The organism is Undibacterium sp. WLHG33, assembly GCF_049544815.1.
Classification (GTDB): Bacteria; Pseudomonadota; Gammaproteobacteria; order Burkholderiales; family Burkholderiaceae_D; genus Undibacterium.
On sequence record NZ_CP186697.1, the window covers coordinates 309,357 to 322,795 of the forward strand.

Annotated in this window: 11 protein-coding genes and 1 pseudogene; 5 read left to right on the forward strand and 7 right to left on the reverse strand. The window is 51.8% G+C overall.

Features of this window, described 5'->3' with window-relative positions:
* Nucleotides 1–52: 52 nt before the first annotated feature.
* The gene (locus ACOTSW_RS01380) at nucleotides 53–1,057 is read left to right on the forward strand and encodes a GlxA family transcriptional regulator (RefSeq protein WP_423680601.1); all 1,005 of its coding nucleotides are present in this window, start codon (nucleotides 53–55) and stop codon (nucleotides 1,055–1,057) included.
* Here the strand turns inward: ACOTSW_RS01380 and ACOTSW_RS01385 are convergent, their stop codons facing one another.
* Together ACOTSW_RS01385 and ACOTSW_RS01390 are read right to left on the reverse strand one after the other, a co-directional pair.
* Nucleotides 1,058–1,690, reverse strand: a complete 633-nt coding sequence (locus ACOTSW_RS01385) for a YitT family protein (RefSeq protein ID WP_423680602.1) — start codon at nucleotides 1,688–1,690, stop codon at nucleotides 1,058–1,060. It abuts the gene before it with no gap.
* A 135-nt stretch (nucleotides 1,691–1,825) separates the two neighbouring features.
* The gene (locus ACOTSW_RS01390; protein WP_423680603.1) at nucleotides 1,826–3,853 is read right to left on the reverse strand and encodes a site-specific recombinase; all 2,028 of its coding nucleotides are present in this window, start codon (nucleotides 3,851–3,853) and stop codon (nucleotides 1,826–1,828) included.
* Between the two features lie 291 nt (nucleotides 3,854–4,144).
* On the opposite strand from ACOTSW_RS01390, the gene ACOTSW_RS01395 reads away from it, so the two are divergent.
* Nucleotides 4,145–5,455 (forward strand): hemolysin family protein, encoded by a 1,311-nt coding sequence (locus ACOTSW_RS01395; RefSeq protein WP_423680605.1) that lies wholly within the window; start codon nucleotides 4,145–4,147, stop codon nucleotides 5,453–5,455.
* Between the two features lie 82 nt (nucleotides 5,456–5,537).
* On the opposite strand, the gene ACOTSW_RS01400 is transcribed toward ACOTSW_RS01395, so the two are convergent.
* Nucleotides 5,538–6,647 (reverse strand): 6-phosphofructokinase, encoded by a 1,110-nt coding sequence (locus ACOTSW_RS01400; RefSeq protein WP_423680606.1) that lies wholly within the window; start codon nucleotides 6,645–6,647, stop codon nucleotides 5,538–5,540.
* Between the two features lie 47 nt (nucleotides 6,648–6,694).
* A complete protein-coding gene (locus ACOTSW_RS01405; RefSeq protein ID WP_423680608.1) occupies nucleotides 6,695–7,033 on the reverse strand; it encodes an ArsR/SmtB family transcription factor in 339 nt (112 codons plus the stop codon).
* Nucleotides 7,034–7,221: 188 nt separating this feature from the next.
* Between ACOTSW_RS01405 and ACOTSW_RS01410 the strand changes: the two genes are divergently transcribed.
* From ACOTSW_RS01410 to mdcG, 3 genes and pseudogenes are all read left to right on the forward strand, one after another.
* The gene (locus ACOTSW_RS01410) at nucleotides 7,222–8,502 is read left to right on the forward strand and encodes an HD-GYP domain-containing protein (protein ID WP_423680610.1); all 1,281 of its coding nucleotides are present in this window, start codon (nucleotides 7,222–7,224) and stop codon (nucleotides 8,500–8,502) included.
* A 74-nt stretch (nucleotides 8,503–8,576) separates the two neighbouring features.
* Nucleotides 8,577–10,036 (forward strand): annotated as a pseudogene (locus tag ACOTSW_RS01415) (biotin-independent malonate decarboxylase subunit gamma).
* A 12-nt stretch (nucleotides 10,037–10,048) separates the two neighbouring features.
* The gene (gene mdcG / locus ACOTSW_RS01420) at nucleotides 10,049–10,732 is read left to right on the forward strand and encodes a malonate decarboxylase holo-[acyl-carrier-protein] synthase (protein ID WP_423680611.1); all 684 of its coding nucleotides are present in this window, start codon (nucleotides 10,049–10,051) and stop codon (nucleotides 10,730–10,732) included.
* 129 nt (nucleotides 10,733–10,861) lie between these two features.
* On the opposite strand, the gene infA is transcribed toward mdcG, so the two are convergent.
* From infA to lipB, 3 genes are all read right to left on the reverse strand, one after another.
* A complete protein-coding gene (infA, locus tag ACOTSW_RS01425; RefSeq protein WP_423680613.1) occupies nucleotides 10,862–11,125 on the reverse strand; it encodes a translation initiation factor IF-1 in 264 nt (87 codons plus the stop codon).
* A gap of 527 nt (nucleotides 11,126–11,652) precedes the next feature.
* Entirely contained in the window at nucleotides 11,653–12,645 is a 993-nt protein-coding gene (gene lipA / locus ACOTSW_RS01430) for a lipoyl synthase (protein WP_423680614.1), read from the reverse strand.
* 32 nt (nucleotides 12,646–12,677) lie between these two features.
* The gene (gene lipB, locus ACOTSW_RS01435; protein ID WP_423680615.1) at nucleotides 12,678–13,346 is read right to left on the reverse strand and encodes a lipoyl(octanoyl) transferase LipB; all 669 of its coding nucleotides are present in this window, start codon (nucleotides 13,344–13,346) and stop codon (nucleotides 12,678–12,680) included.
* Between the last annotated feature and the right edge of the window lie 93 nt (nucleotides 13,347–13,439).

Sequence of the window (13,439 nt, forward strand, 5' to 3'; positions counted from 1 at the left end):
GTATTCCCGTTCGCGATTATGATGTCGTTGTTAAGTTGACCGGATGTGTTTGATGAAATCAGAAAAGCACCACTTGCCCAGAACTGTGGATATTGTGATTTATCCCGGATTTAAATCCCTGGAGGCCATTGGTCCTATGTCCGTTTTTGAATATGCGAATATTCATTTGCAGCGCCAGGGCAAGCCCGCGGCATATGACGTAAAAATCGCCGCAACGCAGATCGGTCTGGTGCGCTCCGATACGCTGATGTGTCTGGAGGCGACCAAGGCGCTGAGTACACTGGCGTTACCCGACGATGCGATTATCGTCGGCTCCCGTCACATCAATGCCGCATTGGCCGACAACCCAGAAATCATCGATTGGGTGTCGGCGGTCGCACCGAAAATTAACCGGCTGGCGGCCTTGTGTTCTGGTGCATTTTTTCTGGCGCAGGCGGGGTTGCTGGATCGCAAACATGCAACGACGCACTGGAGCGTTGCCGCACAATTACAGCAGGATTTCCCTGCGGTTCAGGTCGATGCAGATGCGATTTTTATCCGCAGCGGCAATCTCTGGACTTCAGCGGGTGTGACCGCCGGTATTGATCTGGCGCTGGCATTTGTTGAAGCCGATTGCGGCCATGCGCTGGCGCTGGAAGTCGCGAGTGACATGGTCGTGTATCTGAAGCGGCCGGGTGGACAATCCCAGTTCAGCACGCATTTATTGAGTCAGAAAACAGCGCAATCGAATATCCGCGATGTGCAGCAATGGATCATGGCTAATCTGCATCAGCGCCTGCCTGTCGCGCAGTTAGCCAAAATGGCGGGGATGAGTCTGCGCAATTTCAGTCGCCTGTTTCATCAGGAAGTCGGTGTCAGCACGCTGGAATTTATTGAAGCGGCAAGGGTCGAATTTGCCTGTCAGTTATTGGCAGACAATGCGGAAAAAAATGCGCCCGTTAAGGCCATTGCAGCGCGTTGCGGTTTTTCCAGCGATGATCATCTGCGCCGCGTATTTCAAAAACGTTTATGCTGCTCACCGACCGATTATCGCGCCAGATTGCGTGCGATAAAGTGATCACATCGCCATATAGCGACCGGGGCGGTGATTCAGGCTGATCGCCAGATTCAGTGCAAAAGCCCCGAGTATCGAGGCTGCCAGTGCGAGCGGTGTGACGACGGCGAGAGACGCCAGCACAATCACGAAGTCCAGCCCCATTTGTATTTTTCCAGCGCGGATACCGCGCGTCTGTTGCAGGTACAGCGCCAGAATATTAATCCCGCCCAGGCTGGCCTGATGGCGGAACAATACGATAAATCCAACGCCCATCAGTAAGCCACCAATCAGGGCAACATAAAACGGCGTCAGCATATTCACATCGACCAGATGTACCAGTTTCGGATGCAGCCCGGAAAATAAAGACACCAACGCGACCGAGCAAAATGTCTTGAGCGTAAAACGCCAGCCCATACGTTTCCAGGCGAGCCAGTAAAACGGCAAATTCACCAGAAAAAAGACTGTGCCGAACGACAAGCCTGTACGGTAATGAATCAGGAATGCCAGACCTGCCGTACCTCCTGTCAGTAAGCCGGCCTGATTGAAGAGCGCGACCCCGAGCGAGACAAATAGCGTGCCGGTCAGAATTGCCAGCACGTCTTCCAGCAAACTGTGCGGAATAAAGCGTTTGGATGGTGTGGGCTGCGTTGACATGATGGGAAGCGTCGGAACCGGAAAGGCCGCTTATTGTACCTGTTGATCTGGCGCGCGCAGCAGCTTCACGATGCTTGGAAACTGCTGTGAGCCAGAGACTTGAGTTGCATCAATAACAGACCCAGAAGAGACGCCTTAATGTTGCTGATCGCGTTGTTCTGGCGCTGGATTTTCCGCATGTGGCTCTTTGCCGGGAAAGAAAAAATCCCTGCCACCGGAACGGAACCTGCGCCACAACAAATGTACCAGCGTACTGCCGCGACCAAAGCTGACGCGACGTGAGCGCAGAGCAACCAGCATCGCCAGACTGAAACTGACGCCAAGATTAACGACACCAATCAACAAAATGCCGAGTAATGAATATAGTGCCAGTTGCCAGCTGATCTGATGATCCAGACCGACTAATGCAAAAGCAAAATTGGCACTGGAAAAAGTGATGTGGCGGATATCGACCGGCAGTCCGAAGAAAACGCCTAACTGACCAATGGTGCCGAGCATGATGCCGAAGAAAAAATTCCCTGCCAGTGCGCCCAGATTGTCGCCGATATAATCGGTAACGCGGTGCAGACGTTCTTCGCCCAGTATTTTTCTTGGCCAGGTGAGTTGTCGTAAGCGTGCGGGAATATGTCCGTAGCTGGCTTTGTTATCGTAGTAGCCTGAAATTAATCCCGATAAAAATAAGCAGACGCCGGCAATCGCGGCATGCGGAAGTGCAAGACTGTTGATCGGATCAAGATCGTGCAGAAGATGTTCAGCTTTTTCCGGCGTGACTAAATGGCTGCCGGTCATCCACAGCCAGGCCCACGCAATGACGTAGGCCGTCGGTATCGCTAAACCGATATTGCCTATGATGGCAATGAACTGTGAGCGGAACACGCGCACGATCAGTTCAACCAGCTCATCCAGTTTCTGCTTGCCTTCGTCAATTGCGCGGGCAATCAGCGCGGCAGTCATCGCCGGTTGTTTGGTCGCAATCGTAAAATGCAGCACATGCACCAGCATGAATCCCGTTGAATAATTCAGGCTGAAGAGAAGCGCATATCCAAACGGGGCCAGCGCTAATTTACTGAACAGAATTTTGATCATCGCCATGAAGCCGACGATAAAGCCGGCACCGAGTGCCGAGCGCAGCATTGCCATCCACTCGCTGCGATTATTGGTCACATAATGTTCACCGCTTTTCCCTGCACGCTCTGTGACTTGCAGCGACAGTAATTCGGTATTCGTCTGCATCAGGTCGGTCAGGCTGTGGCGTTTGTTGTCAGCAATGACGAGTTCTTTGAATAAGCGTATGCCGATTGCAGACACTTCGTTCGCTTCCGTGCTGTCGAGTAAATCCAGCAGAATCCGCAACCTGCGCCTGCTCTGTGTCAGACGCAACAGCAAGCGGGTCAGGCTGACAGAAACGCCGCTGACAGCGGCGGTCTTGCGTATCCGGTTGACGATATCATCACACTGCGACAACAAGACTTCGATATGTTTATTGTCTTCACGCGCGGTTGTGCAGTCGTGTAACCATGTGCGATAGCTGATCACATAATTATTGATTTCATCATTTTGCCGTAGAAACGGGGACTCGAATCTTTCGATCTCGGGATAATTACGCACCAGCTCTGCTTCGAGTCCGATATTGGTAATCCGGTATGACAATACCTGTACGGCGCTCAGAATTTCGTTGGTCAACGCCGCATGCGCTTGTCGTGCCTTCGAGGTACGAAAACCGATACTGCTGATCAGGTCCTGCCAGGTACTTTCTTCCAACTGGTTAACCCAGACGTGATCGGAAGGGTGATCAAAGATTTGCCCGAAAATGTCTTTCACATAATCGTTATTGACTAAGGGCGGCAGAAATTTATTGATCAGTCTTTGCCAGGCAGCACCCCAGAAGCCATTGTTTAAGGTGATGCCGGTATCTGTCAGTAAATGAACCAGGGTGCGGGTGCTGATAACTTGCAGCATATATTCACGCAGCGCCTTGCGCCATGCCGGATGCTGGCGTAACACAAAGCACAATGCCCTTATGTTATCGGTCGCTCTTTGCTTGTCGGTCGCTTGCCGGGGCCGTATTTGTGCTACCAGACGGCGCAGAGGACTGATGTCGTTATATGCCGGTGTTAATGCAAGGCTGGACTTTATTTCTGCCAGAATCATATCGAAAGACATGTGATTCTCCTTAATTTTTACTGACAACTTGTAGCGTACTTTGCACGATTTGTCATGGTGCCGGGTTCATTTCTTGCTATTCACGATGAACGCCAGGTTATGGAGGAGGAAGATGCCGGTGCCGGCTGCAGGTTCAATACCTGAATGAACCTGCTTTACCTGTGAGGTGTGACAAGATTGACCGGGGAAAACCAGGAAAAGTTCCAATTTTTGTCTCACTCACGGCCATTTACATGCAAATGTAAGTAAATTAGTCTAAAGTAATGCCGTGTTCATAACCAAGGTTTCGTGTTGGATAATTTATTGTTAGTGATCGCTGCGCTGTTACTGGTCCTGTTAAACGGTTTTTTTGTGGCGGCTGAATTTGGACTGGTGAAATTGCGCCAGACCCGTATCCGCAGTATCGCCAAAACGGCTGGCTTGCGCGGCAAACTGCTCATCAAAGTACATCAGCATCTGGATACATACCTTTCCGCCTGTCAGCTGGGGATTACCCTGGCCTCACTCGGCCTCGGCTGGATAGGCGAACCCGCATTTGCACGTTTGCTGCAACCCTTGTTCCACATACTCGGGGTGACTTCGGTTGATGTTATCCACGGCGTTTCCTTCTTTTTTGCATTCTTCGTTATCTCTTTCCTGCATATTGTGGTGGGCGAACTGGCACCGAAATCGATGGCAATCCGTATGCCGGAAAAAGTGTCTTTGTGGACGGCTCCCGCTTTATATGCATTCTACTGGCTGATGTATCCGGTGATCTGGGTGCTCAACAGCAGTGCGAATCTGGTACTGAAATGGGTGGGGCTGGATGTTGCTCACGGTAGTGACAGTCATTATTCACCGGAAGAGCTGAAGCTGATTTTGCGCGGCAGTCACGGCGGCAGCAAAGAAATCCGTGATGAATGGAGCATCATGGCGCAGGTGCTCGATTTCGGTGGCCTGGAAATTTCCGATCTGATGCGCCCGATCAATGAAGTGGTGGCGATGTACAAAAGCGCCAGCCTGGAAGAAAACATGGAGACGGCTGCACGCAACCGTTTCAGCCGCTATCCGTATTTTGATGAAGATGAAAAAACGGTGCTTGGCATGCTGCACCTGAAAGATTTATTTCTGGCGCAGCAATCTGGTAAGCCGTTGGATGATCTGAGTAAACATTTGCGTCAGGTAGAATTCGTGCCGCCGAATATGCCTGCTCTGGAGCTGTTCCGTCGCTTTCGTAAAGGCGCACCGCATTTCGCGATAGTCGGACACAAAGGCAGCAAACCGGTCGGCTTCTTAACGCTGGATAATTTGCTGGGTGCATTAGTAGGTCAGATCCGCGATGAATTCCGGCAGAATGAAAACGATTGGACATTGCTGGACGATGGCACCCTGATAGGCAAAGGCAGCTTACCTTTGTACACGCTGGGCATGGCGCTGCGCTTTGATCTAGACAGTGACGAAGTCGAATCAATCGGCGGTCTGATTATGCAGAAATTAGGTGACTTGCCGGTTGAAGGACAGAAAGTGGAATTCGACCGTTTTGACGCCGTGGTCAAAAAGATGAACGGCCCGCGCATCGTTCTGGTCAGGATTTACCCTAAAAAAGAAATAACAACGACCTAGTCTTATCGTCGTTCACTTTTGGGGACAGTGAGTCAGCATGCCGGGATGACATCTGATTCACTGCCGTCAGAGGCTTGAGCGATCAGTCGCCGAGACAGATGTTCAGGTCGCGCGCGGTCTGCACAATATCACCATTGAGCGGCACACTTTTCATCCGTCCCGCCACTTCTTCCAGTGCGACATAATTCACGTCTGGATAGGCCAGTGCCACCATGATGCCGGAATGGCCTTCGTCTAACGCCCTGACTGCTGCGGTACCAAAGCGCATTGCTGAGACGCGGTCAAAGGCACTCGGACTGCCACCGCGTAACAGATGGCCAAGCACGACGGCGCGCGCTTCTTTGCCCGTCTTTTTCTGTAATGCCTGCGCCAGGTTTTCTCCTATGCCACCGAGTCTTTCCACATAGCCTGCTCCGGCTTTTTCATGCAGCACACGCTCACCACCCAGCGGACTGGCGCCTTCAGCTACGATCACGATGGAATAGTGATGACCTGCGCGGTCTCTGGCAGAAAGATGGGCGGCCAGTTGATCAATATCGTAAGGAATTTCCGGGATCAGGATTGCATGTGCATTTGCCGAAATGCCGGTGTGTAATGCGATCCAGCCGGCATAGCGTCCCATGACTTCGACCACCATGATGCGCTGATGGCTGGCAGCAGTACTGTGCAGCCTGTCTGTACATTCGGTCGCAAAGGCAACGGCGGTATCAAAGCCAAACGTGGTAAAAGTTTTGTCGAGGTCGTTATCTATCGTTTTAGGAATACCGACAACACGCATTCCTTGCTGGTGCAGCACATTGGCAATCGTTAATGTACCGTCGCCGCCGATGCAGACCAAGGCGTCGATATCCATCGCCTTCAGTGCCGCGTGTATTTCGCTGCTGCGGTCTGTCTCTGTCACGCTGCCATCTGGCATGGTGGTGGCGAACTTAAGAGGATTGCCGTGATTCGTCGTTCCCAGTATCGTTCCGCCGAGATGACCGATATGATCGACCTGCGCCATCGTCAGTCTGGTAATGCCATCCACCGGATAGCGATCGGGTCGCAATATGCCGTTGAAACCTTCGCGGATACCGAAGCATTCCCAGCCACGTTTGGCTGCAGCGAAAACGACGGAGCGTATGACCGCATTTAAACCCGGGGCGTCGCCACCACCGGTACTGATGGCAATACGTCGTATAGGATGTGACATGAATTCCTCTGAGTGATAGCAATGAAGCGGATCAGATTCCGCTCAGGTCACGATTTACCTCTGATTGATCCCAGCAATGCGGCTTGTGCATCAAGTTGTCTGGCGACATTGCCGCAAACCAGATCGCATAGGTCGTAGACGGATTGATCGGCAATCCGGTAGAGCGCCGTTGTGCCACGGCTATGGCGCTCTACCAGGCCGTGTTTTGCCAGCGTCGATAAATGGCGTGACGCATTTGCCTGCGAGCACTGGCAGCGTTCTGCCAGTTCGCCGACGTTCAGTTCTCCCTCGCGCAGACAATTCAGAATGCGCAAACGTGTCGGCTCAGCCAACGCCGAAAAATACTGCGCGACTTGCGTCAGCGCCTGATCAGACAAGCCTTCCATCAAAGTAGCAAGCTCCGCTTCTAAAGTATTAATAATACCATTTCAGCGCCTGGCTCAGGCACTGTTACAACCGTGTGACAGCTCCTGCGCGTTGTGGCTTGCATATTTCGCCACAACAGCATTGTGCTGCGGTCACTCACCTCCGACAGACTGTTAAAATAGCCCGATTCCTACTTTTCATCTGCAACATGTGTGCTACACCAATTACCGTGAACGTTCCCGTCGAGCAGCTGTGCGTCGGTTTGTATGTTCATCTCGATATTTCCTGGCTTGATCATTCGTTTGCATTAAATAGTTTTAAGATAAAAAACGAGCAGGAAATTCAGGCACTGCGTCAGCTGGGATTAAAAACGATCAGGGTGAATCCGTCAAAATCAGATCGCCGTCCATTGCCTCCGCCACCGGCCGACGCACCCGTTGTGGAAGTAGCGCAGCCGACCCCGCAAGAGCTCGAGAAAATCAAAGAAAAGCGCGAACGTATTGATCGACTGCTGAAAGAGCGTAACGCCATTGCCCAGTGCGAAAAAGAATTGCTGAAAGCAGCAGGCACTCTAAAAAATATTACCCGGAATCTATTTGCGCGTCCGCAGGAATCCGTTCGACAAGCAGACGAGCTGGTACAGCAGATGCTGGAGTCACTGCTCGTCGATAAAGATATCGCTATCCATCTGATGAATGACAAAATCGCTGGCGAGGAGGCGTATTACCATTCGCTGAATGTGACTGTACTGACGATGATGCTGGCGAAAGAACTCGCTTTTTCTGCCGATGATATCAAGCTGATGGGGATGGGATGCCTGTTTCACGATATCGGCAAAATCGAGATTCCTGACCGTATCATTCACAAAACATTCGAACTCACGCGCGCAGAGCAGAATTTATTCCGGCAGCATGTTTTTTATGGCCAGCAAATCGCCGAAAAATTACATTTGCCTAAACAAGTGGTGGACATTATCAATCAGCATCATGAATACATGGACGGCAGTGGTTACCCTGCTGCTTTGCCTGGCGATAAAATTTCTCCGCTCGCGCGTATCGTAACGATAACGAATGCTTACGATAATTTGTGTAATCGCCCTAACCCAGCAGATTCTATGAGCCCTTACGAGGCGATGGCACATATGTTTGGTCACATGCGCAAACAGTTTGACCCGGCTGCTCTGAATATTTTTATTCGCAGCATGGGTATCTATCCTCCCGGAACGATCGTTAGGTTATCTGACGGTACGTTCGGTATGGTTGTTTCCGTCAATTCCGGAAAACCTTTACGCCCCAGTGTCCTGATTTACGATCCCAGTGTACCTAAATCGGAGGCGATTATTCTCGATCTGATTCACGAGCCCGCGCTGGAGATTGAGGCGAGCCTGAAGCCTTCGCAGCTGGCACCTGAAATGTATGACTATCTGAGTCCGCGCAAGCGCATGACTTATTTCTTCGACACGCAAAAAAATCCCGGCCAGTCATCGTGATTCATTTGCACGATAAGGCTGATTGACCATAGCTCTTATCGTGCAAGGAACGGCAAATTTATCCGGATAAGGACATGATCAGTTATCTGCAGGCGACTGCCCGGCAACGTATTGACGGCATCATCGAACATTTTCAGGAATGGTTGCCAGCATCGCCAGCATGGGGGAGTCCGCATTTGCCACTGCTCCATGCCCCGGTCGCATTTGATGACGGTGTCATTATTGGTTATGGCTATCTGTCCGGAAAAATAGTGTTTGCCGCCGCGCAGGATGGCAATTTCATGGGTGGTGCGATAGGGGAAGTTCACGGCGCCAAATTAGTTGGCTTATTGCGCAAAGCGCTGCAAGAGCGGCCCGCAGCGGTGATACTTATGGCGGAGTCGGGGGGGGGGCGTTTACACGAAGCCAATGCAGGCCTGATCGCGGTCTCTGAGGTGATGCGCGCCCTGTTGGCTGTGCGTACAGCTGGAATTCCAGTCATCATACTGAATGGCGGCAGGCAAGGCTGGGTATGTCCGGACCCGGCGTCATTGAAACGGTGCATGGTGTTGCTGAATTTGACGCCAGCGATCGCGCATTGGTATGGCGCGTGAATGGTGGCCTTCATCGCTACCGGAGTGGTGATTGTCAGATGCTGGTGGCCGATACGATGGCCGCATTCAAAGTAGCTGCGGCGCAGGCAATGGCATTTTCGCCGCAGTCTGTTGCGGACGTAAACGCACTCGAAGCCGAACATGCAATGTTGACGCAGCGTTTGGCAACATTTCCTGCATCGGGCAGCGATACTGACGTTGCTGATACTGGCAGAGCAGAACAGCCTGCGCTGGAATGGCAGCCTCTGGCAGCACAGCTTTTCCCGGAAGGATATGACATCACCGAAGAAAATGCGGTGCTATCCGGCGCTGCGCAAATGCATGGCTCCACCATCAGCATTATCGGTACGACGAATCATACCGAGATCGGTGTGGAAACAGCGCTGAAACAAGCGCAATTGCTGCTGCGGACGATACGCGATTTTCCAGGGCGACCAATTTTTTTACTGGTCGATACGACGGGACAGCGTTTGCGGCAGAGGGATGAAAAGATGGGTATCCAGCGCTATATGGCGCATCTCGGAAAATGTATAGAATCAGCGCGGTGTCGCGGGCATAAGATCCTTGCTCTGGTTTACGGACAGGCATTGTCCGGCGGTTTTGTCAGTAGCGGAATGATGGCTGACGCCTGTTATGCATTGCCATCATCAATCATCAGAGTGATGGATTTGTCGGCGATGGCACGCATTATTAAGATTCCCGAGGAAACGCTGGTACTGCTCGCACAATCTCATCCGGTGTTTGCGCCCGGCCCGGAAAACTATCAACGTATGGGCGGCATAAAAGATATATGGAGGCAGGATCTGGCATCCTGCCTGTTCACCGCTTTCGCAGATCTGTCTGCCGAAGATGTACGGATGTCGCTAGGAGTAGCGAGAGGCGGGCGTGTCATGGCACAAAAGGTCGTTGATGCCGTATTATTCGCGGATATTAAACACTAAGGCAGTATTGAATTGGATCAGATTGAACAATTTCAGCGTCACGATCTGGTGTGGTTATCTGATCAGGCATGGCGCGAGATTTTTTCCAGAGAAAAGCAGAACAGCGAAGGTTTACAACGCTGGCAACGCGAGGAGTGGCCAGCTGTGGTGTTACGCCGGGATGCAGAAGCTGGCGATGATGAAGTCTGCATAGGTTTTTATTTTTCTCAGGCAGACGGGCGTCAGTCTCGCTTATTTGCCCGAACCCGGGTCGAGAACATCATAGAGCATCAGTCAAGCTTGGCGTTGAGCACTGTGATTCCGGTCGCACCGGCTGACTGGCAGCCGGCATTACGGGAGCTGAACCTGGAAGCCACTGCTGCCGGCGTGCGTCTGCGCGTATACGGTGCACTTGCATTGCAGTTTCTGACGGGATTAAATTATCTCGATACGAATGCCAGAATTGATGTCCTGTTTCGACCACAGGACTACGAACATCTTGTTGCTGGCCTGACTTTATTGCAGCGCTATCGTGAGCGGATGCCACTGGACGGCGAAGTTATTTTTCCACGCGGGCAGGCGGTCAGCTGGAAAGAGTGGTTGTTATCTGATTCGGTACCTGAGCCGGTGCAGGAGCAGCTTGTTCTTGTCAAAGACATGTATCAGGCGCGGCTGCTTCCCAAACATCTGCTGACAGAAAGTCTGCGTGAACCTTAGCGCCGTTGTAGTGCACAAAAGACAGGCAGAGTGAAAGTCAGAGTGGCATCAGTATTGGACTCCTCGTCCGCAGATGAATTACTCATCCGGAGCAGTCCGGACTCTGGATACCGCTGCGCAGCCGAAGAACTAAGCGCGGCGCCGTGGTTGCGCAGAACCTGAACCACTGTGTTTTTCAATATGACGGAAAGTGATGCGACCCTTAGTTAGATCATAAGGCGACATTTCCAGCGTGACTTTATCTCCCGCCAGAATGCGGATGTGATGCTGACGCATTTTGCCTGAGGTGTATGCGATCAGTTGGTGTCCATTATCCAGATTCACTCTGAAGCGGGAATCCGGTAAAACTTCTTCAACCAGACCGCTCATTTCTAACAGTTCTTCTTTTGCCATTGTGGGTTCACATTCATGTTGATTGTTGGGCACTGCTGCTGTGGCGACAGTGGATATAGTCCCGCAACGTCATTGCGGGAAGTGATTTTACTTACTGTTCGTGCAGCACATTCGCCGCATGAGAGAGAAAAAGATCGTTTTGCTGATGGTATTTTTATATGGCATTCACGTCGTCGCGTAATGACATACACGGAAAATCAGCACAGGCAAGAGCCATCAATTGACGCAAAATTACTCAGCGGACGGAAGAGGACAACAGATGCCGGAATAATCGTTTGATAAGTAGATTAATTCACTTTAATCGCAAATTATACTCTGATTAAGCAATAGCCGTCGTTTTGTCTGCGAATGGATTGACTCGTTAGTACAGCATATGATGCTGCGTAACACAAAAAAACAGGTCTCGTTGATGTCTGGATGTCAGTCGCACAGTCGGCGACATTGCTTGCGTTGCAAATTTTTGAAGGACGTAAAATGACTGGTGCCGGAAATTCATGTCCGCCGACACCATGAGCTCCGCAGTATTTTTAACTCTTATCTGTACCAACGCCATGCGCCTGCTGATCTGCGTGGTACGAGGAGCGCACCATCGCGCCGACGGCGGCGTGGGCAAAGCCCATTTTGTAGGCTTCTTCCTCATACATTTTGAAGACGTCAGGATGCACATAACGGCGCACCGGCAGATGATGTCCGCTTGGTGCAAGGTACTGGCCTATGGTCAGCATATCGACATTGTGGGCTCGCATATCGCGCATGACCTGCAGCACTTCTTCATCGGTTTCACCGAGGCCCACCATAATGCCTGATTTGGTCGGTGTGTCCGGATGTTGTTCTTTAAAGCGCTTGAGTAAGCTCAGTGAATATTCGTAATCTGAACCGGGGCGGGCTTCTTTGTAGAGGCGTGGTGCGGTTTCCAGATTATGGTTCATGACGTCAGGCGGTGCCATGTTCAGAATTTCCAGTGCGCGATCCATGCGGCCACGGAAATCCGGTGTCAGGATCTCGATACGTGTGGATGGTGATAGTTCGCGGATTTTTGTAATGCATTCAGCAAAATGGGCAGCGCCGCCGTCACGCAGATCATCACGGTCCACCGACGTGATGACGACATAACTGAGTTTGAGATCGGCAATAGTTTTCGCCAGATTCAATGGTTCATTGACGTCGAGCGGATCCGGGCGGCCATGACCGACATCGCAGAACGGGCAGCGGCGTGTGCATTTGTCGCCCATGATCATGAACGTTGCCGTACCTTTACCGAAGCATTCGCCGATGTTCGGGCAGGATGCTTCTTCGCAGACAGTGACGAGCTTGTTGGCGCGCAGGATGTCTTTGATTTCATAGAAGCGGGTCGTTGGCGAGCCGGCTTTAACACGTATCCAGTCAGGCTTGGGCAAGCGTTCCATCGGCACAATCTTGATCGGGATACGTGCAGTTTTACTCGCACCTTTCTGTTTTTCAGTCGGATCGTAAGCAGCAGTCGTGGTATCTGGAGATGCGGGTGTGTTGTCGGTTGTCATGATACGGATCAGTTCAGAAAATCAGAAAACGTTTATTGAGTAACAGTCAAAAGATGCTGCAAATGTTGTGCGAGTGCAGTTTGTACCTCAGCGAGTGGAACGCTGACTCCCAGCGTCTTCATATCCACCGTGGCCAGCCCCGCATAGCCGCAGGGATTGATCCATGAAAATGGTGTCAGATCCATAGCTACATTCAGTGAAACACCATGGTAAGTGCAGCCATTGCCGCGCACTTTGAGTCCCAGTGCGGCGATCTTCGCGCCTTTGTACTGGCCGTCGGAAACATAAATTCCCGGCGCGCCGGCTTTGCGTTCGCCGGCGAGATTATACGCTGCCAGTGTGTCTATCACTGCCTGCTCTATCCGGTGCACAAATTCACGCGCAAACAAGCGCGCTTTCGGATGGCTGCGGCGCAGATCCATCATCAGATAAATCACGACCTGTCCCGGGCCGTGAAAGGTGACTTCGCCGCCGCGATCGGTCTGCACCACCGGAATATCATGCGCTGCCAGTACATGCGACTGATCTGCGCCGAGACCGAGTGTGAAGACGGGAGGATGTTCAACGATCCAGAATTCATCCGGTGTCTGCGCATCACGTGCATCGGTGAATGCACGCATCGCGTCAAAAGTGAGCTGATAAGACTCGACGCCGCGATGGATGACGCGAGGGGAGAGGGAAGTGGGCTGAGCTGCTTGCATAGAACGCTAGTGTAACATTGCTGCGGGTTGAATTCTGCTATCGCGTGGACTGCAGCGGTGTAATTCAGTGAGTGGCCTGGCATGCTGAGGCAT